The 22,517-nt window shown below is 62.5% G+C and carries 22 protein-coding genes; 13 read left to right on the top strand and 9 right to left on the bottom strand.

From position 1 onward, the window contains the following. Positions 1 to 66: 66 nt before the first annotated feature. The 5 genes from hisB to hisF are packed head-to-tail and all read left to right on the top strand — an operon-like array spanning position 67 to position 3,106. The gene (gene hisB, locus APH36_RS14230) at positions 67 to 660 is read left to right on the top strand and encodes an imidazoleglycerol-phosphate dehydratase HisB (protein WP_009682881.1); all 594 of its coding nucleotides are present in this window, start codon (positions 67 to 69) and stop codon (positions 658 to 660) included. Next, positions 661 to 1,299 (top strand): imidazole glycerol phosphate synthase subunit HisH, encoded by a 639-nt coding sequence (gene hisH, locus APH36_RS14225; RefSeq protein WP_016714499.1) that lies wholly within the window; start codon positions 661 to 663, stop codon positions 1,297 to 1,299. After that, positions 1,300 to 1,560: a DUF2164 domain-containing protein gene (locus tag APH36_RS14220; RefSeq protein WP_016714500.1), complete on the top strand. Its 261-nt coding sequence runs from the start codon at positions 1,300 to 1,302 to the stop codon at positions 1,558 to 1,560. It begins immediately after the preceding gene. A gap of 27 nt (positions 1,561 to 1,587) precedes the next feature. Further along, a complete protein-coding gene (gene hisA, locus APH36_RS14215; RefSeq protein ID WP_016714501.1) occupies positions 1,588 to 2,325 on the top strand; it encodes a 1-(5-phosphoribosyl)-5-[(5-phosphoribosylamino)methylideneamino]imidazole-4-carboxamide isomerase in 738 nt (245 codons plus the stop codon). 10 nt (positions 2,326 to 2,335) lie between these two features. After that, positions 2,336 to 3,106, top strand: a complete 771-nt coding sequence (gene hisF / locus APH36_RS14210; RefSeq protein WP_003255729.1) for an imidazole glycerol phosphate synthase subunit HisF — start codon at positions 2,336 to 2,338, stop codon at positions 3,104 to 3,106. 36 nt (positions 3,107 to 3,142) lie between these two features. On the opposite strand, the gene choV is transcribed toward hisF, so the two are convergent. The 3 genes from choV to APH36_RS14195 form a co-directional block, all read right to left on the bottom strand. Further along, on the bottom strand, positions 3,143 to 4,321 hold the full coding sequence (gene choV, locus APH36_RS14205; protein WP_060499153.1) for a choline ABC transporter ATP-binding protein: 1,179 nt from the start codon (positions 4,319 to 4,321) through the stop codon (positions 3,143 to 3,145). After that, positions 4,318 to 5,166, bottom strand: coding sequence for a choline ABC transporter permease subunit (gene choW, locus APH36_RS14200; protein ID WP_174244689.1), 849 nt, complete (start codon positions 5,164 to 5,166; stop codon positions 4,318 to 4,320). The genes choV and choW overlap by 4 nt, the downstream gene beginning before the upstream one ends. Positions 5,167 to 5,247: 81 nt before the next feature. After that, complete coding sequence (locus APH36_RS14195; protein WP_060499152.1) at positions 5,248 to 6,195, bottom strand: choline ABC transporter substrate-binding protein; 948 nt, start codon at positions 6,193 to 6,195, stop codon at positions 5,248 to 5,250. A 453-nt stretch (positions 6,196 to 6,648) separates the two neighbouring features. Here APH36_RS14195 and APH36_RS14190 point away from each other — a divergent pair, with 453 nt between their 5' ends. Beyond that, on the top strand, positions 6,649 to 8,025 hold the full coding sequence (locus tag APH36_RS14190; protein ID WP_060499151.1) for an L-serine ammonia-lyase: 1,377 nt from the start codon (positions 6,649 to 6,651) through the stop codon (positions 8,023 to 8,025). 405 nt (positions 8,026 to 8,430) lie between these two features. Further along, entirely contained in the window at positions 8,431 to 9,537 is a 1,107-nt protein-coding gene (locus tag APH36_RS14185; RefSeq protein ID WP_019096860.1) for a GlxA family transcriptional regulator, read from the top strand. A 120-nt stretch (positions 9,538 to 9,657) separates the two neighbouring features. On the opposite strand, the gene APH36_RS14180 is transcribed toward APH36_RS14185, so the two are convergent. The 5 genes from APH36_RS14180 to choX form a co-directional block, all read right to left on the bottom strand. After that, entirely contained in the window at positions 9,658 to 9,915 is a 258-nt protein-coding gene (locus APH36_RS14180; protein ID WP_012270100.1) for a hypothetical protein, read from the bottom strand. Between the two features lie 254 nt (positions 9,916 to 10,169). Next, complete coding sequence (locus APH36_RS14175) at positions 10,170 to 10,643, bottom strand: thioesterase family protein (protein WP_060499150.1); 474 nt, start codon at positions 10,641 to 10,643, stop codon at positions 10,170 to 10,172. 10 nt (positions 10,644 to 10,653) lie between these two features. Next, positions 10,654 to 11,619 carry an L-carnitine dehydrogenase gene (locus tag APH36_RS14170; protein WP_060499149.1) on the bottom strand — a complete coding sequence of 322 codons (966 nt, stop codon included), beginning with the start codon at positions 11,617 to 11,619 and terminating at the stop codon, positions 10,654 to 10,656. A 19-nt stretch (positions 11,620 to 11,638) separates the two neighbouring features. Continuing rightward, positions 11,639 to 12,523: a 3-keto-5-aminohexanoate cleavage protein gene (locus APH36_RS14165; RefSeq protein WP_060499148.1), complete on the bottom strand. Its 885-nt coding sequence runs from the start codon at positions 12,521 to 12,523 to the stop codon at positions 11,639 to 11,641. A 122-nt stretch (positions 12,524 to 12,645) separates the two neighbouring features. After that, positions 12,646 to 13,590 carry a choline ABC transporter substrate-binding protein gene (choX, locus tag APH36_RS14160; protein WP_060499147.1) on the bottom strand — a complete coding sequence of 315 codons (945 nt, stop codon included), beginning with the start codon at positions 13,588 to 13,590 and terminating at the stop codon, positions 12,646 to 12,648. A 147-nt stretch (positions 13,591 to 13,737) separates the two neighbouring features. Here choX and APH36_RS14155 point away from each other — a divergent pair, with 147 nt between their 5' ends. Continuing rightward, positions 13,738 to 14,682 carry a GlxA family transcriptional regulator gene (locus APH36_RS14155; RefSeq protein ID WP_060499146.1) on the top strand — a complete coding sequence of 315 codons (945 nt, stop codon included), beginning with the start codon at positions 13,738 to 13,740 and terminating at the stop codon, positions 14,680 to 14,682. A gap of 114 nt (positions 14,683 to 14,796) precedes the next feature. On the opposite strand, the gene APH36_RS14150 is transcribed toward APH36_RS14155, so the two are convergent. After that, complete coding sequence (locus APH36_RS14150; protein WP_060499145.1) at positions 14,797 to 15,198, bottom strand: lysozyme inhibitor LprI family protein; 402 nt, start codon at positions 15,196 to 15,198, stop codon at positions 14,797 to 14,799. A gap of 285 nt (positions 15,199 to 15,483) precedes the next feature. On the opposite strand from APH36_RS14150, the gene APH36_RS14145 reads away from it, so the two are divergent. From APH36_RS14145 to APH36_RS14125, 5 genes are all read left to right on the top strand, one after another. Next, positions 15,484 to 16,461 carry a dipeptidase gene (locus APH36_RS14145; protein WP_003257506.1) on the top strand — a complete coding sequence of 326 codons (978 nt, stop codon included), beginning with the start codon at positions 15,484 to 15,486 and terminating at the stop codon, positions 16,459 to 16,461. 76 nt (positions 16,462 to 16,537) lie between these two features. Beyond that, positions 16,538 to 17,068: a DUF5943 domain-containing protein gene (locus APH36_RS14140; RefSeq protein ID WP_008091518.1), complete on the top strand. Its 531-nt coding sequence runs from the start codon at positions 16,538 to 16,540 to the stop codon at positions 17,066 to 17,068. 15 nt (positions 17,069 to 17,083) lie between these two features. Continuing rightward, positions 17,084 to 19,144: a dimethylglycine demethylation protein DgcA gene (gene dgcA / locus APH36_RS14135; RefSeq protein ID WP_019096852.1), complete on the top strand. Its 2,061-nt coding sequence runs from the start codon at positions 17,084 to 17,086 to the stop codon at positions 19,142 to 19,144. Positions 19,145 to 19,328: 184 nt separating this feature from the next. Further along, positions 19,329 to 21,281, top strand: coding sequence for a dimethylglycine demethylation protein DgcB (dgcB, locus tag APH36_RS14130; RefSeq protein ID WP_060499144.1), 1,953 nt, complete (start codon positions 19,329 to 19,331; stop codon positions 21,279 to 21,281). Continuing rightward, on the top strand, positions 21,281 to 22,513 hold the full coding sequence (locus APH36_RS14125) for an electron transfer flavoprotein subunit alpha/FixB family protein (protein WP_060499143.1): 1,233 nt from the start codon (positions 21,281 to 21,283) through the stop codon (positions 22,511 to 22,513). The genes dgcB and APH36_RS14125 overlap by 1 nt, the downstream gene beginning before the upstream one ends. Positions 22,514 to 22,517: the final 4 nt, after the last annotated feature.

Here is a 22,517-nt window from a genome sequence, read left to right as displayed (position 1 = left end):
TTCAAGCTGGCGCGTTCTGGGCCTATAATGGAGCCCTTTTCGCCCCATGATTTTGCGGAGCTGGTGATGGTCGAACGTAAGGCTTCCGTCGAGCGCAATACCCTGGAAACCCAGGTCAAGTGCTCGATCAACCTCGATGGCAGTGGCAAGGCCCGATTCGATATCGGCGTGCCTTTCCTTGAACACATGCTGGACCAGATCGCCCGCCATGGGCTGATCGATCTGGATATCGAGTGCAAGGGTGACACGCATATCGACGATCACCATACCGTCGAAGACGTCGGTATCACCCTGGGCATGGCATTCGCCCAGGCCATCGGTGACAAGAAAGGCATCTTCCGCTACGGCCACGCCTACGTGCCGCTGGACGAAGCACTGTCGCGCGTAGTCATCGACTTCTCCGGCCGCCCAGGCCTGCAGATGCACGTACCTTACACCCGTGCCAGCGTCGGCGGCTTCGATGTCGACCTGTTCCAGGAGTTCTTCCAGGGCTTCGTCAACCACGCCCTGGTGACCCTGCACATCGACAACCTGCGTGGCCACAACACCCACCACCAGATCGAAACCGTGTTCAAGGCTTTTGGCCGCGCGTTGCGCATGGCCGTGACCCTCGACGAGCGCATGGCCGGGCAAATGCCGTCGACCAAAGGGTGCTTGTAAATGCAGACGGTAGCCGTAATCGACTATGGCATGGGCAACCTGCACTCGGTGGCCAAGGCGCTTGAGCACGTCGGCGCCGGCAAGGTGCTGGTCACCAGCGACGCTGCGGTCATCCGTGAAGCTGACCGCGTGGTGTTCCCGGGTGTAGGCGCGATCCGCGACTGCATGGCCGAAATCCGCCGCCTGGGCTTCGACAGCCTGGTGCGTGAAGTGAGCCAAGACCGTCCGTTCCTCGGCATCTGCGTCGGCATGCAGGCACTGCTGGAGCACAGCGAAGAGAACGACGGTGTCGACTGCATCGGCCTGTTCCCCGGGCAGGTGCGCTTCTTCGGCAAAGACCTGAAAGAAGACGGCGAGCACCTGAAGGTGCCGCACATGGGCTGGAACGAAGTGGGCCAGACCATCGACCACCCGCTGTGGCACGACATCCCCGACCGCGCGCGTTTCTACTTCGTGCACAGCTACTACATCAATGCCGGCAAGCCGGGCCAGGTGGTCGGTCGCGGCCATTACGGTGTCGATTTCGCCGCTGCGCTGGCCGATGGCTCGCGCTTTGCCGTGCAGTTCCACCCGGAGAAGAGCCATACCCATGGCCTGCAGTTGCTGCAGAACTTCGTCGCCTGGGACGGGCGCTGGTAAATGAGCAGGTCGAAGACCAAGGCCCCGGTCATTACCCTGGCCCCCGAGCAGGAGCGCGACGCGCTCGACACCCTCAAGCGCTTCCTCGAAGACCGTTTCGAGCTGCAGTTGGGGTCGTTCGAGGTGGCCGAGGTCCTCGAGCTGTTCAGCAAAGAAATTGCACCCCATTACTACAACAGGGCGATTGCCGATGTTCAGCTGCACCTCAAGGAGCGGTTCGAGAGCATCGAAAGTGATCTGTGGGCGCTCGAGAAGCCCTGAAACCCTAAGAACAGACAGGTTCCCAAGATGCTGATTATCCCCGCTATCGATCTGAAGGACGGCGCCTGTGTGCGCCTGCGCCAGGGCCGCATGGAAGACTCCACGGTTTTTTCCGACGACCCGGTAAGCATGGCCGCCAAGTGGGTCGAGGGTGGCTGCCGCCGCCTGCACCTAGTCGACCTCAACGGCGCTTTCGAAGGCCAGCCGGTCAACGGTGAAGTGGTCACCGCCATCGCCAAGCGCTACCCGACCCTGCCGATCCAGATCGGCGGCGGCATCCGCTCGCTGGAAACCATCGAGCACTACGTCAAGGCTGGCGTCAGCTACGTCATCATCGGCACCAAGGCGGTCAAAGAGCCGGAGTTCGTGGCCGAAGCGTGCAAGGCCTTCCCGGGCAAGGTCATTGTTGGCCTGGATGCCAAAGACGGCTTCGTTGCCACCGATGGCTGGGCCGAAGTCAGCGCGGTTCAGGTTATCGACCTGGCCAAGCGTTTCGAGGCGGATGGCGTGTCGTCGATCGTTTACACCGACATCGCCAAGGACGGCATGATGCAGGGCTGCAACGTGCCGTTCACCAAGGCACTGGCCGAGGCCACCCGCATTCCGGTAATCGCCTCGGGCGGCATCCACAACCTGGGCGACATCAAGGCCCTGCTGGACGCCAAGGCCCCGGGCATCATCGGCGCCATTACCGGCCGTGCCATCTACGAAGGCACCCTCGATGTCGCCGAGGCCCAGGCCTTCTGCGACAACTACCAAGGCTGAGGACTGAACCATGGCACTGGCCAAGCGCATCATCCCTTGCCTGGACGTGGACAACGGCCGGGTGGTCAAGGGCGTCAAGTTCGAGAACATCCGTGATGCTGGCGACCCGGTGGAAATCGCCCGTCGCTACGACGAGCAGGGTGCCGATGAAATCACCTTCCTCGACATCACCGCCAGCGTCGATGGCCGCGACACCACCCTGCATACCGTCGAGCGCATGGCCAGCCAGGTGTTCATCCCGCTGACCGTGGGCGGTGGCGTGCGGACCGTGCAGGATATTCGCAACCTGCTCAACGCTGGTGCCGACAAGGTATCGATCAACACGGCGGCGGTGTTCAACCCGGAGTTTGTGGGCGAGGCCGCTGACCGTTTCGGCTCGCAGTGCATCGTTGTCGCCATCGATGCCAAGAAGGTGTCCGGGCCGGGTGAAGCACCGCGCTGGGAAATCTTCACCCACGGTGGGCGCAAGCCGACCGGGCTGGATGCAGTCGAGTGGGCGAAGAAGATGGAAGGCCTGGGGGCTGGCGAGATCCTGCTGACCAGCATGGACCAGGACGGCATGAAGAACGGCTTTGACCTGGGCGTTACCCGGGCCATCAGCGATGCGCTGGGTATTCCGGTGATTGCTTCGGGTGGTGTGGGTAACCTGCAGCACCTGGCTGACGGTATTCTGGAAGGGCATGCCAGTGCGGTGCTGGCGGCCAGTATCTTCCACTTTGGTGAGTACACGGTGCCTGAGGCCAAAGCCTACATGGCTTCGCGCGGCATCGTCGTTCGCTGACAGATTGATTGGGGCCGCAACGCGGCCCCAATTGCATCACCCGTGATTCTTGCCGAGCAGCGCGTGATAAAGCTCGGTATCCCCAAGAATCCCCACCACCCGGTCGTTATCCTGCAACACCAGCTTGTTGCCCGTCTGATAACGAATCTGCAGCGCTTCGCGCATGCCGATGTCGGCGTGCACCACCGTTGGCTTGCGCTGCAGCAGCTCCACATCCTGCCCCGGTGCCCAGTTCTGCATGTCCAGCCCGTTTTGGCCCTGGCGTGCACGCTTGAGCGCGCCACCTTCGCCCAGGTCCAGCCACGAATCGATACCCGGGTCCAGGCACACTGAGCCGTTCACCCGTTTGCAGTTGTCCAGGCTGCGCATCAGGCTGCGACCGCACAGCACGTTCAGCGGGTTGGTGTGGGCAACGAAGGTACGCACGTATTCGTCGGCCGGGTTGAGCACGATTTCTTCCGGCTTGCTGTACTGGATGATCCGCCCGTCTTTCATGATGGCGATGCGGGTACCCAGTTTCAGGGCTTCGTCCAGGTCGTGGCTGACGAACACGATGGTCTTGTTCAGCTTGCTCTGCAGGGTCAGCAGTTCGTCCTGCAGGCCTTGGCGGATCAGCGGGTCGAGGGCCGAGAACGGTTCGTCCATCAGCAAGATGTCGGCATCCATCGCCAGCGCCCGGGCCAGGCCTACACGCTGCTGCATGCCGCCAGACAACTCGTCGGGCTTCTTGTTGCGCCATTGGGTCAGGCCCACCAGCTCCAGCTTTTCGTCGACCAGCTTGCGCCGCTCTTTCTCCGGGCGGCCCTGCATTTCCAGGCCAAAGCTGATGTTCTCGCGCACCGTCAGCCAGGGCATCAGGGCGAATTTCTGGAACACCATGGCAATGCGCTTGGTGCGCATCATCTTCAGCTCGGCCGGTGTGCAGTGGGCAATGTCGATGTGCTTGCCTTCGTGCTCGACGAACAACTTGCCGCGGCTGACGGTGTTCAGGCCGTTGATGCAGCGCAGCAGGCTCGACTTGCCCGAGCCGGACAGGCCCATGAGTACACAGATTTCGCCCTTGTTGATATCCAGGTTGGCTTTTTCGACGCCCACCACCAGGCCGGTCTGCTTGAGGATCTGCTCGCGGGTCTTGCCTTGATCCAGCAGCGACAGCGCCTCGCGCGGCTTGTTGGAGAAAATGACGTCGACGTCTTCGAAACGAATGATGCTCATGCCTCACCCCTTACCGGCAGTTCCGGTTGCTTGCAGATACGGTCGAGCATGATCGCCAGCAGCACGATCGCCAGGCCCGCTTCGAAGCCCAGGGAAATATCGGCGGTGTTCAGTGCGTTGACCACAGGTTTGCCCAAGCCGTCCGCGCCGACCAGGGCGGCAATGACCACCATCGACAGCGACAGCATGATGCACTGGGTGACGCCGGCAGCGATGCTTGGCATGGCGTGCGGCAGTTCGATACGGGTAAGCAGCTGGCGGCGCGAGCAGCCGAACGCTTTACCCGCGTCCATCAGCTCTTGCGGCACATCGCAGATGCCCAGGTAGGTGAGGCGGATAGGCGCGGCGATAGCGAACACCACGGTAGAGATCAGCCCCGGTACCACACCCAGGCCGAACAGGGTCAGGGTAGGGATCAGGTAGACGAAGGTGGGCACCGTCTGCATCAAGTCCAGCACCGGGCGCATGGCGGTGTAAAACATGGGTTTGTGTGCGGCAAGGATGCCCAGCGGCACGCCGATCACCACGCACACCACCGTGGCGAAGGTCACCTGCGCCAGGGTTTCCATGGTTTCCTGCCAGTAACCCAGGTTGAGGATCAGCAGGAACGACAGGGCAACGAACACGGTCAGCGCCCATTTGCGTTGGATCAGGTGCGCCAGGGCGGCGAACAGGGCGATGAGTACGAATGGGTTGAACCAGGTCAGGGCACTGGTGACCCCATGGATCATGAATTCCAGGCCTTGGGCGATAGCATCGAAGTAGTTGGCGCCGTTCTGGGTCAACCACTCGACAAATGAGGCGATGTACTGCCCCAGGGGTATTTTCTGATCGATAAGCATGATAGCGAGCTTCCACCTGCATAGATTGAAATCAACCCGGGGCAGGCACGGTCCTGCCCCGAGGTAGCGCTATTGCGTAGTACGTTATTGCGCGAGTTTGGCCTTGGCTGCCTCAAGGCCCGGTTTGCCATCCACAGTGGTCACGCCGGCCAGCCAGGCATCCAGCTTGCCCGGGTTGTCCTTGAGCCATTTCTTGGCGGCGGCCTCGGGTTTCATCTTGTCGTCCAGGACATAGCCCATCATGGTGCTTTCATCCTTGAGCTCGAACGACAGGTTCTTCAACAGCTGGCCGACGTTGCTGCACTCCTGCGTATAGCCCTTGCGGGTGTTGGTCAACACGGTCGCCTTGCCGAAGTCGGGGCCGAAGAACTCGTCCCCACCGGTCAGGTACTGCATCTTGAAGCGGGTGTTCATCGGGTGCGGTTCCCAGCCCAGGAACACCAGCGCCTCGCCGCGTTTCTGCGCGCGGTCGACCTGCGACAGCATGCCGGCCTCGCTCGACTGCACGATCTTGAAGCCGGCGTCCTTCAGGCCGAAGGCGTTCTTGTCGATCATGCTCTGGATGGTGCGGTTGCCATCGTTGCCGGGCTCGATGCCGTAGATCTTGCCGTCCAGTTCCTTCTTGAACTTGGGAATGTCGCTGAAATCCTTAAGCCCCTTGTCGTACAGCGCCTGGGGTACCGCCAGGGTGTACTTGGCGTTTTCCAGGTTGGCGCGCACGGTTTCTACCGTGCCAGCGTCGCGGTACTGCTTGATGTCGTTCTCCATGGTCGGCATCCAGTTGCCGAGAAACACGTCCAGGTCCTTGCCGGTGGCCAGCGACTTGTAGGTCACCGGTACCGAGATCATGGTGGTGTGGGTCTTGTAACCCAGTGCTTCAAGCACAACGCTGGTGGTGGCGGTCGTGACCGTGATGTCGGTCCAGCCGACATCGGAGAAACGTACCGTCTGGCACTGCTCGGGCTCTGCGGCCTGGGCCAGCAACGGCGCGGACAGCAACGCAACCAGCAACAGCGAGGGTGAACCTTTCATGGATGGACTCCTGTGATTTTGTCTTCGGGTTCGCGTGGGTCGCCGGGCTTTCTCAGGGTCCGGTCGACCAGGCCTGCAGAGGGCAGGATGCGTGGCCGTGCTTTACGAGTCGCTTTCGATAATCCTCCAGCGCCGGGCAATCGCCTACTGGTGGGGTCGTAACCAGTACGGAACGGGTCGTATCCAGTATGGGCGATGTCGCTTATGGATTTTTCCACCCCTTCAGCCGCATTTTTACGTCACCAGGCCGCCGGAAAACGGCGAGGTGAGCGCTGCTCGCCCTGTAAAAAACGCGCGGCGCTGCTGGACAAAAGTACGTCGGTTGCAGACGGCGAGGGGGGCGGTAAAAGCCCGATGATGCTGGCATTCAAGGCGGCCCGCTGTTTGAGCCTAGCAGCTGCCCCGCCCTGCGCATGGCGCGCAGAGACAAGCCCAGCAAGAGGTGATTCGACAATGGCCATCAGCGTGTTCGACCTGTTCAAGATCGGTGTCGGGCCTTCCAGCTCCCACACCGTCGGCCCCATGCGTGCTGGCGCCCTGTTCGTCCAGGGCCTGCGCGAACGCGGCGAGCTGGAGCGTGTTAAGCGGATCGAAGTGCGCCTGTACGGCTCGCTGTCGGCCACCGGTATCGGTCATGGCACCGACAACGCCACCATCATGGGCCTGATGGGCGAATGGCCTGACGTCATCGACCCCACCCAGATCGTGCCGCGTATCGCCGACCTGCGTGAAACCAACACCCTGCAGCTGGATAACCGCCTGCCCATCGAGTTTGTCTGGGCTCGCGACATGCTGCTGCTGGACGAGAATCTGCCGTACCATCCCAACGCCATGACCTTGATTGCCGAAGGCGAGCAGGGCGAGCTGCACCGCGATACCTATTACTCGGTGGGTGGCGGCTTCGTGGTCGATGCCGCCCAGGCCGCCAGTGGCGTGCTGGACGCCGACCAGACGGTGCTGCCGTACGATTTCAACAGCGCCGCCGAGCTGCTGCGCCTGTGCAAGCAAAACGACCTCAGCGTGTCGCAATTGATGATGGCCAACGAGAAGGTCTGGCGCAGCGAGGAAGAAATCCGCGCCGGCCTGCACAAGCTCTGGGAAGCCATGCAGGAATGCGTCAACAATGGCCTTAAGTACGAAGGCACGCTGCCCGGCGGGCTGAATGTGCGCCGCCGCGCCGCCAAGCTGCACCGCAGCCTGCAGGAAGCCGGCAAGCCCAATGTGATCGGCTCGACCATGAGCGCCATGGAGTGGGTCAACCTGTTCGCGCTGGCGGTCAATGAAGAAAACGCAGCCGGCGGGCGCATGGTCACCGCGCCTACCAATGGCGCGGCCGGCATTATCCCGGCGGTGTTGCATTACTACATGCGCTTCAGCGACGCGGTAAACGAGTCCAATGTGGTGGAGTACTTCCTCGCGGCGGCCGCTGTGGGCATCTTGTGCAAGAAGAACGCGTCGATTTCCGGTGCCGAAGTGGGTTGCCAGGGCGAGGTTGGCTCCGCTTGCGCCATGGCCGCTGCTGGCTTGGCCGAGGTGCTTGGCGCCACCCCGCCACAGGTGGAAAACGCCGCTGAAATCGCCCTGGAGCACAACCTTGGCCTGACCTGCGATCCGGTCGGCGGGTTGGTACAGGTGCCGTGCATCGAGCGCAATGCGATTGCGGCAGTAAAGGCCATCAACGCAGTGCAGATGGCCCTGCGCGGTGACGGCGAACACTTCATCTCCCTCGATCAGGTGATCCGCACCATGCGCGACACCGGCGCCGATATGCACGACAAGTACAAAGAGACCTCCCGCGGTGGCCTGGCGGTCAGCGCTATCGAATGCTGATGCGCCGATTTTGATCTGGCTACCACACGACGCCCCATTCTGGGGCGTTTGTGTTTCTGCCAGTCGCGTGCCGGTCGTCGGATGTCGTTATCGGTGCTAGCGTTGTCGGTGACACTCAAGAGTGTCGTTTCTGGGCAACTTACACTGCGCGTGTCACCAAATTGCTCAGCCGTTACACGCACGGCGCCTAGCACGCCCGTTTGCGTATACCGGGCCAACTCGATCAAAGCACCTGATTTGCCGAACTAAGGCGTCGTTTTCAGGTTTTTTTGGACAGCCGTTCAATTTCAGGCACGGCGTTTGCGTTGAGATTGGCAACCAAGCCCCGGCACATGAACCGGGGCCATAACAAGAAATCAGTGCCCGCCTGAGGCACACCCTGCATTTGTGTGAGGAGAAATCGCGATGACGTCGTACACCTCCGGGAACCCAACCCAGAACCGCACAACACCCCAGTCCATCGGGTTTCTTCTATTGGACAATTTCACCCTGATTTCCCTGGCATCAGCCGTTGAGCCGCTGCGCATGGCCAACCAGCTGTCCGGCCGCGAGCTGTACCGCTGGCATACCCTGACCGTCGATGGCGGCCAGGTGTGGGCCAGCGATGGCTTGCAGATCACCCCGGACGCCGCCATCAATAATGCACCGCCCATCGACACCGTGATTGTCTGCGGGGGGGTTGGCATTCAACGTTCGGTCACCCGTGAGCACGTTACCTGGCTGCAAGCTCAGGCTCGTCAGTCGCGCCGTCTTGGTGCGGTGTGCACCGGCAGCTGGGCACTGGCCTGTGCCGGCCTGCTCGATGGCTTCGATTGCAGCGTGCATTGGGAATGCCTGGCGGCAATGCAGGAAGCCTTCCCACGCGTGAACATGAGCACCCGCCTGTTCACCCTCGACCGCAACCGCTTCACCAGCTCTGGCGGCACCGCGCCGCTGGACATGATGTTGCACCTGATCAGCCGCGACCATGGCCGCGAGCTGTCGGCAGCGATTTCCGAGATGTTCGTTTACGAGCGCATCCGCAACGAGCAGGACCACCAGCGTGTGCCGCTCAAGCACATGCTCGGCACCAACCAGCCGAAGCTGCAGGAAATCGTCGCGCTCATGGAGGCCAACCTCGAAGAGCCGATCGACCTGGACGAGCTGGCGGTGTACGTGTCGGTTTCGCGTCGGCAGCTTGAGCGGTTGTTCCAGAAGTACCTACATTGCTCGCCGTCGCGCTACTACCTGAAACTGCGCCTGATTCGTGCACGGCAGTTGCTCAAGCAAACGCCAATGTCGATCATCGAAGTGGCGTCGGTATGCGGTTTTGTGTCTACGCCACACTTCTCCAAGTGCTACCGCGAGTACTTCGGCATTCCGCCGCGTGACGAGCGTGTGGGCTCCAATACCGCGCAACAGGTGGCGATGATGCCAATTCCACAGGCCATGACCCTGTCGCCGCACAGTGGGCCTATGGCTGCTCTGAGCCAGGCGCGCAACGAGTCGACATTTGCCAGCGTAAGGCTCTGAAACAGCGCGGGCCCCTTCGCGGGCAAGCCCGCTCCCACAGGTATCGCACCGCTTTCGAATCCGGTGCAGTGCCTGTGGGAGCGGGCTTGCCCGCGAAGAGGCCAGTACAGGAAAAATCAGTTAAGCGCGTTTGTTGAATTGCGCCAGCGCGGGTAACAGCTGTTTGTCGATCGCCTGGCGTACCGCCGGCAGGATGGTCGCGCTACCGGTATACATCTGCTCCACCATCCCCTTCAGCGCCCGCGCATTCGGCTCGGTCAGCCCACGCACCACCGCCTCGCAAGCCTGTTCGGCACTGGCCCCGGCCGGAATCTCGAACCCGCGTGCGCGCAGGTGGCCTGCCAGGTCGTCCTGATCAATCAAATCCGCATGCATCATGGCTGTTGTCCCTTTTATCGCTAAGAGAGTGCTGCTGTGATTTACGACCGATTCTGTGACGACGGCGACATGCCCGCAACAACAAGATGCCGGCATGGCTGCTTTGGCTAAGAACAGGTCGTTTACGGCTAAATCCACCTGGCGGGAACTGCGCACACTCAAGCCATCTACAGCAACCGAGGGTTTGGTCACCCTCATTCATGCACAGTGGATGTTGCTCGCTCTTGGCCCCGGATGCTCACGGCTTTCCGGGGTTATTTTTTTGCAAGGCCGATCACACGGCCTACATAAACGGGCGCTTGAAGTTGACGTTGTTCGTCCACTAGTCCCTGTAGTAACCCCGTGCTGTGCTCGCTGAACGGCACCGACGTCGGCCCCGCCAGATCTACATGCAGCAACATCTGCTCACTGGCCGCCAGCGCCTCTTCGAACCCGGCCCGGTGCAGGCTGTGGTACACCTGCAGACGCTTGCGATCAAAGCCGATGATCTGCGTCTGCACCCATACCTCGGTGCCCAGTTTCACTTCATGCAGGTAGTTGATGTGCGCTTCCAGGGTGAACAGCGAGTTGCCGCTCTGCCCACGGCTGTCGGCATCCAGGCCGATGCGCTCCATCAGTGCATCGGTGGCATAGCTGAAGATCAGCAGGTAGAAGGCATCGCGCAGATGCCCGTTGTAGTCGACCCAGTCCTCCTGGACTGGGGTGCGGTAAGTGATGAGTGCGGGCATCAAGGTTTCCTCAATCGCTGAACGACATGCCGTGCGTTTCTTTGCTGGCCTTCACGGCTTCAAGGACCGCCAGCAGGGTGTCATCACGATAGCGCTCCAGCGCGGCGATGCTGCGTTCGCCCAGTTGCTCTGCCGTGCCGTCCACCACATCGTCGATCAGCTTGTCGGTCAGTTCCGGTGCTGGCAGGTAGGTCCAGGGCAGTTTGAGTGCCGGGCCGAACTGCGACATGAAGTGACGCATGCCCGCGTCGCCACCGGCCAGGGTATAGGTGAGGAAGGTGCCCATGAACGACCAGCGAAGGCCCGCGCCGAAGCGGATCGCGTCGTCGATTTCACCGGTAGTTGCAACGCCGTCGTTGACCAGGTGCAGGGCCTCGCGCCACAGCGCTTCGAGCAGGCGATCGGCAATGAAGCCGGGGACTTCCTTGCGCACATGCAGCGGGCGCATGCCAAGAGTGGTGTAGATGGTCTTTGCCGCCTCGATGGCTTCAGGCGCGGTGCGGTTGCCACCGACGATTTCGACCAGCGGCAACAGGTACACCGGGTTGAACGGGTGGCCCACCACGCAGCGCTCTGGGTGGGTGGAAGATTCATAGAACTCGCTGGGCAACAGGCCTGAAGTACTGGAGCCAATGATGGCATCAGGTTTTGCAGCGGCGCTTATCTTGGCGTGCAGGTCGAGCTTGAGGTCCAACCGCTCTGGCGCGCTTTCCTGAATGAAATCGGCGTCGCGCACGCACTCCTCGATGGTGGCAACGAACTTCAGGCGGTCTTGTGATGCACCGACCGCCAGGCCCTGCTTCTCAAGCGCGGGCCAGGCATTGGCAATACGCTTGCGCAGCGCCTGTTCGGCGCCTGGTGCCGGGTCCCAGGCGACTACGTCGAGGCCGTGGGCCAAGGCGCGGGCGACCCAGCCGCTGCCGATCACGCCGCTACCCAGGGCGGCGAAGGTCTTGATCTCGGTGATGAAGGGCATGCAAATTCTCCTGATGGTTTCAGCGGCGCTTGAGGTTCATTTTTTCCCGGCCTTCGGCTGGGGTCAGTACACGGGCGCCAAGGCGCGAGATGATCTCCACGGCGCGTTCGACCAACTGGCCGTTGCTGGCCAGCACGCCACGGTCCAGGTAGAGGTTGTCCTCCAGGCCCACCCGCACGTTGCCGCCCAGCAGCACGGCCTGGGCCGCCATCGGCATTTGCATGCGGCCGATACCGAAGCCGGCCCAGGTGACGTTGGCTGGCAGGTTGTCGACCATGGCTTTCATGGTGGTGGTGTCGGCCGGGGCGCCCCACGGGATGCCCAGGCACAGCTGGAACAGCGGGTCGTCCAGCAGGCCTTCTTTCATCATTTGCTTGGCGAACCACAGGTGGCCGGTGTCGAAGATTTCCAGTTCGGCTTTCACGCCCAGTTCGGTGATGCGTTTGGCGCCAGCGCGCAGTTGCGCCGGGGTGGAAACGTAGATGGAGTTGCCGTCGCCGAAGTTGAGCGTGCCGCAGTCGAGGGTGCAAATTTCCGGTAGCAGGGCTTCGACGTGAGCCAGGCGTTCCAGTGGGCCGATCAGGTCGGTGCCTGGGCCGAACTCCAGCGGCGTTTCGCCGGGGCCGATTTCCAGGTCGCCACCCATGCCGGCGGTAAGGTTGACGATGATGTCCACGTCGGCTTCGCGGATGCGTTCCATCACTTCGCGGTACAGCGCCACGTCGCGGCTGAAACGGCCGGTTTGCGGGTCGCGGACGTGGCAGTGGACGACGGTGGCGCCGGCTTTGGCAGCCTCTACGGCGGCTTCGGCGATCTGTTTGGGGGTGACCGGGACCAGGTGGCTTTTCGAGGCGGTGTCGCCAGCGCCGGTGAGGGCACAGGTGATGATGACGTCGTGGTTCATGGTGTGTTCCTTGTGGTGTCTGTGCTTGGCTTTTCGCGGGCATGCCCGCTCCCGCAGGATCAATGTGATCCTGAGTGTGGAGCTGTACCTGTGGGGGCGGGCGCGCCCGCGAAAGGGCCCAGTCAGTTGGCAGTGAGCTTGAGGTTGTCCGCAGCCGGCTTGCCATCGAAGGTGGTCACACCTTCCAGCCAGCGGGCCTTGTCCTCGGGGTGGTCTTTCAGCCACTGGCGGGCCGATTCCAGCGCGTCCTTGTGGTCGAGCAGCGGCTGCATCATGCGGCTCTCGTCCTCGGCGCTGAAGTTCAGGTTGGCCAGCAGGCGGTGGGCGTTGGGGCAGCGTTCGGCGTAGTCCGGCGCGGTCACCGTCCATACCGTTGCGCGGCCTTCGTCCGGGCCGAGCGCATCCTGGCTGTCGCCCAGGTAGGCCATGTCGATGTTCACGTTCATCGGGTGCGGCGCCCAGCCGAAGAACACCACGGCTTCCTGGCGGCGTACGGCGCGGTCGACGGCGGCGAGCATGCCGGCCTCGCTGGACTCGACCAGCTGGAACTTGCCCAGGTCGAACTGGTTCTTCGTGATCATCGCCTTGATCTGGGTGTTGGCGCCGGAGCCCGGTTCGATGCCATAGATCTTGCCGCCCAGCTCTTTCTCGAACTTGTGGATGTCGGCGAAGGTCTTCAAACCCTTGTCGTAGAGGTATTTCGGTACGGCCAGGGTGGCGCGTGCGTCTTCCAGGCTGGGTTTCTCCAGTACCTTGACCTGGTTGGCGTCGATGAACGGGGTGATGGTCTGGGTCATGATCGGGTTCCAGTAACCCAGGAACATGTCCAGGCGTTTGTCGCGGATGCCGGCGAAGATGATCTGCTGCGAGGCGCTGGTCTGTTTGGTCTGGTAGCCCAGGCCATCGAGCAGCACCTGGGCCATGGCGCTGGTGGCGATGACGTCGGTCCAGTTGACCACGCCCAGGCGGACGTTCTTGCAGGCCGCAGGTTCAGCGGCGTAAAGCGGGGAGGTGGCGATGCTGCTCAGGGCAAGGGTCAACAGGCTGCGGCGGATCAAGCTGTGCATGGTGGCTCTCCATCGGCAGTGCATATTGTTATGGGGTTCCGACCTCTCTGGGCCGTGTGAACACGCTACGCTGCTGGCAGGGTGAAAAATCGCACCCTGGCGACCAACAGTTGCACGGAGGCGACCACCTTTGCCGTGGAGCATGCAATGCCGCAAATCATTCATTTCCTGCTGTTACCCGGTTTTTCGGCCATGGGCTTCATCAGTGCCCTGGAGCCATTGCGGGTAGCCAACCGCTTCAAGGGGCCTTCGTATCGCTGGCAGGTGTTGAGCCTGGATGGTGGGGCGGTGCAGGCCAGCAACGGCATGTCGGTGAACGCCGATGCGGCGTTGGCGGCAGGGGAGCCAGCCGGCACTTTGCTGATTGTGGCTGGCTTCGACCCCCTGGCCTGCTATGGGCCGACACTGCAGCAGGCGCTAAGGCGCCTGGACCATGACGGGGTGATTCTGGGTGGCATCGATACCGGCGCCGTCGTATTGGCCGAGGCCGGCTTGCTCGACGGCCACCGCGCCACCGTGCATTGGGAGGCGCTGGAAGCGTTCAAGGAAAACTACCCAAGCTTGCAGGCGACCCAGGAGTTGTTCGAGATCGACCGTCGGCGCATCACCTGCGCGGGCGGCACTGCTTCGATCGACCTGATGCTCGACCTGATTGCCCAGGCCCACGGCACTGAGCTGGCAGTGCAGGTGTCGGAGCAGTTCGTGCTCGGGCGTATCCGTCAGCGACAGGACCACCAGCGCATGCAGATCGCCAGTCGCTATGGCATCAGCAACAAGAAGCTGGTGAAGGTAATTGGGGAAATGGAGCGCAACACCGAACAGCCACTCAATACCCAGGTGCTGGCCGAGGCGGTGCAGGTGACCCGGCGGCAGCTGGAGCGGCTGTTTCGCGTACATCTGAACGACACGCCAAGCGGGTTCTATCTGCGGCTGCGGCTGGACAAGGCGCGGCAGTTGTTGCGCCAGACTGACATGAGCGTGCTTGAGGTGGGGGTGGCTTGCGGGTTCGAGTCGGCTTCCTACTTTACCCGCTGTTACCGGGCGCGCTATCAGCGTTGCCCGCGAGAAGACAGGTTGGCCAGGGCTGTATGAGTGTTGCCTGTACCGGCCTCTTCGCGGGCAAGCCCGCACACAGGATTACCTCAGGGCAGAAGAATGTGGGGTCCCTGTGGGAGCGGGCTTGCCCGCGAAGAGGCCGGTGCAGTCTTACTGCTGACCAATGCTCTGCAAATACTCCGACCGGTCATCACTGCGCTGCGCCAGACAGGTATCCCAAGCTGCCTGGAACGCCTTGCTCCCTGGCTTCTCGGCATACGTCTCAACCTTGCAATCGGCATCACGCAACTGCGTCCACAGCTTCTCTGCTGCATCCATACGCCCCACCAGCGCGGTAGCCTGGTCGCCCTCATCGGCATACTGGTCGCGAATACGCTGGATCAAGTCATCGTATGCCGTTTTCAGCTCCCGCTCGGCAGTCTGCTTGTTGAACGCAGCGCACGCGTAGGTCTGCTGGTCGGTCTCGACGTTGTCGCACGGGGTGCTTTCTTCCTCGCCGGCCTGGGCGCCCGATACGACAGCCAGCAGTACCAGCCATGCCAATGATTTCATCCGTTTTCTCCTCAACAGGCTGACGAATCGCAGGGATTCTCGCTCAGCCGAAGGCAAGGCGGTAGCTCTCTGACGAAATGTTCATAAAACGGCCAGAAACGTCGTTATCGAGACTGCCTCTCATCGCCACGCCGCATGCCAGAGGGCGTGTTGTCGCGCATTGACGCTTTCGGCAAACCCCCTGTCGTTTTTGCATCGGGGCGTCACTGGGCACAGGCATATGCTGGCCCCAAAGCGCCGGCAGAAGGTTTGGCGCAGCCCAACTCAATAAAAGGGGACAGCCTGATGAGCCCAGCCGAACTTCACGCCGACAGCATCGTCATCGACGGCCTGATCATTGCCAAGTGGAACCGCGAGCTGTTCGAAGACATGCGCAAAGGCGGGCTGACTGCGGCCAACTGCACGGTGTCGGTCTGGGAAGGGTTCAAGGCAACCGTCGACAACATCGCCGCCAGCCAGAAGCTGATCCGCGACAACAGCGACCTGGTGATGCCGGTGCGCACCACCGCCGACATCCGCAAGGCCAAGGAACTGGGCAAGACCGGCATCCTCTTCGGTTTCCAGAACGCCCATGCGTTCGAAGACCAGATCGCCTACGTGGACGTGTTCAAGCAGCTGGGCGTGGGTATCGTGCAGATGTGCTACAACACCCAGAACCTGGTGGGTACCGGTTGCTACGAGCGTGACGGCGGCCTGTCGGGCTTCGGCCGCGAAATCGTGGCGGAAATGAACCGCGTCGGCATCATGTGCGACCTGTCCCACGTGGGTTCCAAAACCTCTGAAGAAGTCATCCTCGAATCGAAAAAGCCGGTGTGCTACTCCCACTGCCTGCCCTCGGGCCTGAAGGAGCACCCGCGCAACAAGTCGGACGAAGAGCTGAAGTTCATCGCCGACCACGGCGGCTTCGTTGGCGTGACCATGTTCGCGCCGTTCCTGGCCAAGGGCATCGACTCCACCATCGACGACTACGCCGAAGCCATCGAGTACACCATGAACATCGTGGGTGAAGACGCCATCGGTATCGGTACCGACTTCACCCAGGGCCACGGCCAGGACTTCTTCGAGTACCTGACCCACGACAAGGGCTACGCCCGTCGCCTGACCAACTTCGGCAAGATCATCAACCCGCTCGGCATCCGCACTGTCGGCGAGTTCCCCAACCTCACCGAAACCCTGCTCAAGCGCGGCCATTCCGAGCGCGTGGTACGCAAGATCATGGGCGAGAACTGGGTCAACGTCCTCAAGGACGTCTGGGGCGAGTAAGCCGCTCTCCAAGCCTGATAGCCCCTGCCAGCAACGCCGGGGCACCCACATAAAAATTTTATGGAGTTGAGTTTCCATGGCCAAGATCGCCCCGCAATTGCCAATCGAAGTCGACAGCGAGACCGGTGTCTGGACCAGCGACGCCCTGCCGATGCTGTACGTACCGCGCCATTTCTTCGTCAACAACCACATCGGCATCGAGGAAGTGCTGGGCGCCGACGCCTACGCCGAAATCCTCTACAAGGCCGGCTACAAGTCCGCCTGGCACTGGTGTGAAAAAGAAGCCGAATGCCATGGCCTGGAAGGCGTGGCGGTGTTCGAGCACTACATGAAGCGCCTGAGCCAGCGTGGCTGGGGCCTTTTCGAAATCCAGGACATCGATCTGGACAAAGGCACCTGCAGCGTCAAGCTTAAGCACTCTGCGTTCGTGTACGTCTATGGCAAGTGCGGCCGCAAGGTCGACTACATGTTCACCGGCTGGTTCGCCGGCGCCATGGACCAGATTCTCGCTGCCCGCGGCAGCAAGATCCGCACCGTGGCCGAGCAGGTCTACGGCGGGTCGGAAGAAGGCCACGAAGATGGCCTGTTCGTTACAAAGCCGTTGTAAGCCGGAGATAGCGTCATGGCATTCGAAGCAATGTTCCAGCCGATCCAGATCGGCAAACTGACCATCCGCAACCGCGTGCTCAGCACTGCGCACGCCGAGGTCTACGCCACTGACGGCGGCATGACGACCGACCGCTACGTGAAGTATTACGAAGAAAAGGCCAAGGGCGGTATCGGCCTGGCGATCTGCGGTGGTTCGTCCGTGGTGGCCATCGACAGCCCGCAAGAGTGGTGGGCTTCGGTCAACCTGTCGACCGACCGCATCATCCCGCACTTCCAGAACCTGGCCGACGCCATGCACAAGCATGGCGCCAAGATCATGATCCAGATTACCCACATGGGCCGTCGCTCGCGCTGGGACGGCTTCAACTGGCCGACCCTGATGTCGCCGTCGGGTATCCGTGAACCCGTGCACCGTGCCACCTGCAAAACCATCGAGGTGGAAGAGATCTGGCGGGTGATCGGCAACTACGCGCAAGCGGCACGTCGCGCCAAAGAAGGCGGCCTGGACGGCGTGGAACTGTCGGCGGTGCACCAGCACATGATCGACCAGTTCTGGAGTCCGCGTGTCAACAAGCGTACCGACGAGTGGGGTGGCACCTTCGAAGGCCGCATGAAGTTCGGCCTGGAAGTGCTCAAGGCCGTGCGTGCCGAGGTCGGTGACGACTTCTGCGTGGGCATGCGTATCTGCGGTGACGAGTTCCACCCCGATGGCCTCAGCCACGAAGACATGAAGCAGATCGCCGCGTACTACGACGCCACCGGCATGCTCGACTTCATCGGCGTGGTCGGCTCGGGTTGCGACACCCACAACACCCTGGCCAACGTTATCCCCAACATGAGCTACCCGCCGGAGCCGTTCCTGCACCTGGCGGCTGGCATCAAGGAAGTGGTCAAGGTCCCGGTGCTGCACGCGCAGAACATCAAGGACCCGAACCAGGCCACACGCATTCTTGAAGGCGGCTACGTGGACATGGTCGGCATGACCCGTGCGCACATGGCCGACCCGCACCTGATCGCCAAGATCAAGATGGGCCAGATCGACCAGATCAAGCAGTGCGTCGGTGCCAACTACTGCATCGACCGCCAATACCAGGGCCTGGATGTGCTGTGCATCCAGAACGCCGCGACCTCCCGCGAATACATGGGCGTGCCGCACATCATCGAGAAAACCACCGGCGTGAAGCGCAAGGTGGTCGTGGTTGGCGCTGGCCCTGCCGGTATGGAAGCTGCCCGGGTCGCGGCCGAACGTGGCCACGACGTGACCCTGTTCGAGAAGAAGGACCAGATTGGCGGGCAGATCACCATCGCCGCCAAGGCACCGCAGCGTGACCAGATTGCCGGTATCACCCGCTGGTACCAGCTGGAGCTGGCGCGCCTGAAAGTCGACCTGCGCCTGGGCACCGCGGCGGACGTGGCCACCATCCAGGACCTGCGCCCGGACGTGATCGTGCTGGCAGTGGGCGGCCATTCGTTCCTGGAGCAGAACGAACACTGGGGCGCTGCCGAAGGGCTGGTGGTCAGCAGCTGGGACGTGCTCGACGGCAAGGTTGCGCCGGGCAAGAACGTGCTGGTGTACGACACCATCTGCGAATTCACCGGCATGTCGGTGGCCGACTTCATCGCTGACAAGGGCAGCCAGGTGGAAATCGTCACTGACGACATCAAGCCGGGCGTGGCCATGGGCGGTACTACGTTCCCGACCTACTACCGCAGCATGTACCCCAAAGAAGTGATCATGACCGGCGACATGATGCTGGAAAAGGTCTATCGCGAAGGCGACAAGCTGGTGGCGGTGCTGGAGAACGAATACACCGGCGCCAAGGAAGAACGCGTGGTCGACCAGGTGGTAGTGGAAAACGGCGTACGCCCTGACGAGCAGCTGTATTACGCCCTGAAGGAAGGTTCGCGCAACAAAGGCCAGATCGACGTGGAGGCGCTGTTCGCCATCAAGCCACAGCCGATTCTCAGCCAGCCGGGCGAAGGCTACCTGCTGTATCGCATCGGCGACTGCGTGGCCCAGCGCAACGTGCACGCGGCGATCTACGACGCCTTGCGCCTGTGCAAGGACTTCTGATCGCACCGCCTCTCTAGAGGCGGGACTGGCCCCCCTGTAGGAGCGAGCGTAGCTCGCGATGGCGTCAGCCTTGGCACCCGGGTTGTCTGATCGGGCGCTATCGCGAGCTTCGCTCGCTCCTACAGGGGTCCGCGCCGGCCTTTGGGGCGGCGCAAGAATTCAGCTGTTGTTGTGGGAGCCTCCCATGTTGAACACCCTTCTACCCATCCTGCTGTTCGCTGCCCTTGGCCTGGCAGTGCTCGGCGCCCTGCGCCGGGTGCGCATGTGGCGGCGTGGCCGGCCAAGCAAGGTCAACCTGATCGGCGGCCTGCTGGCCATGCCGCGCCGCTACCTGGTGGACTTGCACCACGTGGTCGAGCGCGACAAGTACATGTCCAAGACCCACGTGGCCACCGCAGGCGGCTTCGTACTGTCGGCCGTGCTGGCTATTGTGGTGCACGGTTTTGGCCTGCAAAGCAAAATCCTCGGCTACGCGTTGCTGGTGGCCACGGTGATCATGTTCAGTGGCGCCATCTTTGTCTTCAAGCGCCGCCTCAACCCGCCTTCGCGCCTGTCCAAAGGCCCGTGGATGCGTCTGCCGAAGAGCCTGATGGCGTTCGCCGTGAGCTTCTTCATCGCCACCTTGCCGGTCGCTGGCATCCTGCCTGCCAACACCGGTGGCTGGGTGATGGTCGGCATCCTTGGCCTGGGCGTGCTGTGGGGCGTATCGGAGCTGTTCTTCGGCATGACCTGGGGCGGCCCGATGAAACACGCCTTCGCCGGTGCCCTGCACCTGGCCTGGCACCGCCGCGCCGAACGTTTCGGGGGAGGCCGTTCCACCGGCCTCAAGCCGCTGGACTTGGAAGACCCGAACGCGCCGCTGGGCGTTGAAAAACCGGCGGACTTCACCTGGAACCAGCTGCTGGGCTTCGACGCCTGCGTGCAGTGCGGTAAATGTGAAGCCATGTGTCCGGCCTTTGCCGCCGGCCAGCCGCTGAACCCGAAAAAACTCATCCAGGACATGGTCATCGGCCTGGCCGGTGGCACCGACGCCCAGTTCGCCGGCAGCCCGTACCCGGGCAAGCCGATTGGCGAACACGGCGGCCACCCGCACCAGCCGATCGTCAATGGCCTGGTCGATGCCGAAACGCTGTGGTCTTGCACCACTTGCCGTGCCTGCGTCGAGGAATGCCCGATGATGATCGAGCACGTCGATGCCATCGTCGACATGCGCCGCCACCTCACCCTGGAAAAAGGCGCTACCCCGAACAAGGGCGCCGAGGTGCTGGACAACCTGATTGCCACCGACAACCCTGGCGGCTTCGCCCCTGGCGGGCGCATGAACTGGGCGGCCGACCTCAACCTGAAGCTGTTGTCCGAGGTGAAAACCACCGAAGTGCTGTTCTGGGTCGGTGATGGTGCCTTCGACATGCGCAACCAGCGCACCCTGCGTTCGTTTGTCAAAGTGCTCAAGGCTTCGGGCGTGGACTTTGCCGTGCTCGGCCTGGAAGAACGTGACAGCGGCGACGTCGCCCGCCGTCTGGGCGATGAAGCGACCTTCCAGCAACTGGCCAAACGCAATATCCAGACCCTGGCCAAGTACAAGTTCCAGCGCATCGTCACCTGCGACCCGCACAGCTTCCATGTGCTGAAGAACGAATACGGTGCATTGGGCGGCGAGTACCAGGTGCAGCACCACAGCACCTACATCGCCGAACTGATCGCGGCCAACAAGCTCAACCTTGGCCAGCACAAGGGTGGCAGCGTCACCTACCACGACCCGTGCTACCTGGGTCGTTACAACGGCGAGTACGAAGCCCCGCGTGAAGTGCTCAAGGCGTTGGGTATCGAAGTGCGCGAGATGCAACGTTCGGGCTTCCGTTCCCGTTGCTGCGGCGGCGGTGGCGGTGCGCCGATCACCGATATCCCGGGCAAGCAGCGCATCCCCGACATGCGCATGGACGACATCCGCGAAACCGAGGCCGAGCTGGTGGCTGTGGGTTGCCCGCAGTGCACCGCCATGCTCGAAGGTGTGGTCGAACCGCGCCCACAGATCAAGGACCTGGCCGAGCTGGTGGCCGACGTGCTGATCGAAGAGGACGCACCCGCTGCCCCAAAGCCGCAAGCGGCCAAACGTGAACCTGCGGAGGTGCACTGATGAGCGACATTATCCGCCGCGACCCACGCGCCGAGTGGATCGCCCGTAACCGCCTGCACCCGCTGCACGCGGCCATGCAAACACAACAGACCAGCTGGATGGGGCCCAACGGCCTCATCCGCAAGAACCCCCATGCGATTACCGCAGGTTTTATCGGCCCGGCCGGCATCAAGCGCATCGACCGCAGCGGCGCCCAGCAGGGCACCGGTGTGGGCGGGCGGCGCACGGCGGCAGCCGAAGTCAAATTGCCGCTGCACCAGGTGCCGGCGCCGGCGTTCTACATTGCCGTGGTGCCCGACATGGTCGGTGGCCGCCTCAGCAGCCACGACCGCGACCTGCTTGGTCTGGCCCACAGCCTGGCTGGCAGCGATGGTGCGGTGTTGGCGGTGGTGTTCAACGAACACAAGGAAAGCAACTTTTCCACAGCCGGCGTCGACCGCCTGCTGGTCATCGAAGGCGAAGCATTCGAGGGTTATGCACCGGAGCAACTGGTGCAGGGCTTGCGGGCTGTGGATAACCAGTTCACCCCGCGCCACTGGCTGCTGCCCGACAGCCGCGCCGGTGGCGGGGAGCTGGGCCGGCGCCTGGGCGCGGCACTGGGCGAACGCCCGGCGACGCGGGTGTGGCAGGTCAAGGATGGCCAGTGCATCGGCCGTGCCGGTGCCGGCCAGCAAGACCTGCAGCGCGCCGTGCCACGCTTGATCCTGGCCGCAGCCGAATGCGCCGAGCCGGTCAGCGAAACCCGTCACGAAGCGCTGCCGGTGGAGTTGTCCACAAGCGTGGCGCGCAGCCTCTCGCGCATTGAAGACCTCGGCTCGGTGGCCGTGGACCCGGCCACCATTGCCATGGCCGAAGCCGAATTCATCGTCTCGGGCGGCAACGGGGTCAAGGACTGGGACCTGTACCACAAGGCTACCGCGGCCCTTGGCGCCACCGAAGGCGCCTCGCGGGTGGCGGTGGACGACGGCTTCATGCCGCGCAACCGCCAGGTGGGTGCTACCGGTACCTGGGTGACCGCGCGGGTTTATGTGGCTGTGGGTATCTCGGGCGCGATCCAGCACCTGCAGGGCATTGGCGCCTGCGACAAGGTGGTGGCGATCAACATGGACCCTGGCTGCGACATGATCAAACGGGCCGACCTGTCGGTGATTGGCGACAGCTCGGCGATTCTCAAGGCACTGATCGAGGCTGTGGACAACTTCCGCAGCGGCGGCCAGCGCGACGCGGCATAAGGGC

It is taken from the genome of Pseudomonas sp. NBRC 111133, from assembly GCF_001320605.1.
In the GTDB taxonomy this organism is placed as follows: domain Bacteria; phylum Pseudomonadota; class Gammaproteobacteria; order Pseudomonadales; family Pseudomonadaceae; genus Aquipseudomonas; species Aquipseudomonas monteilii.
This window is presented reverse-complemented; position numbering and strand designations above follow the sequence as displayed.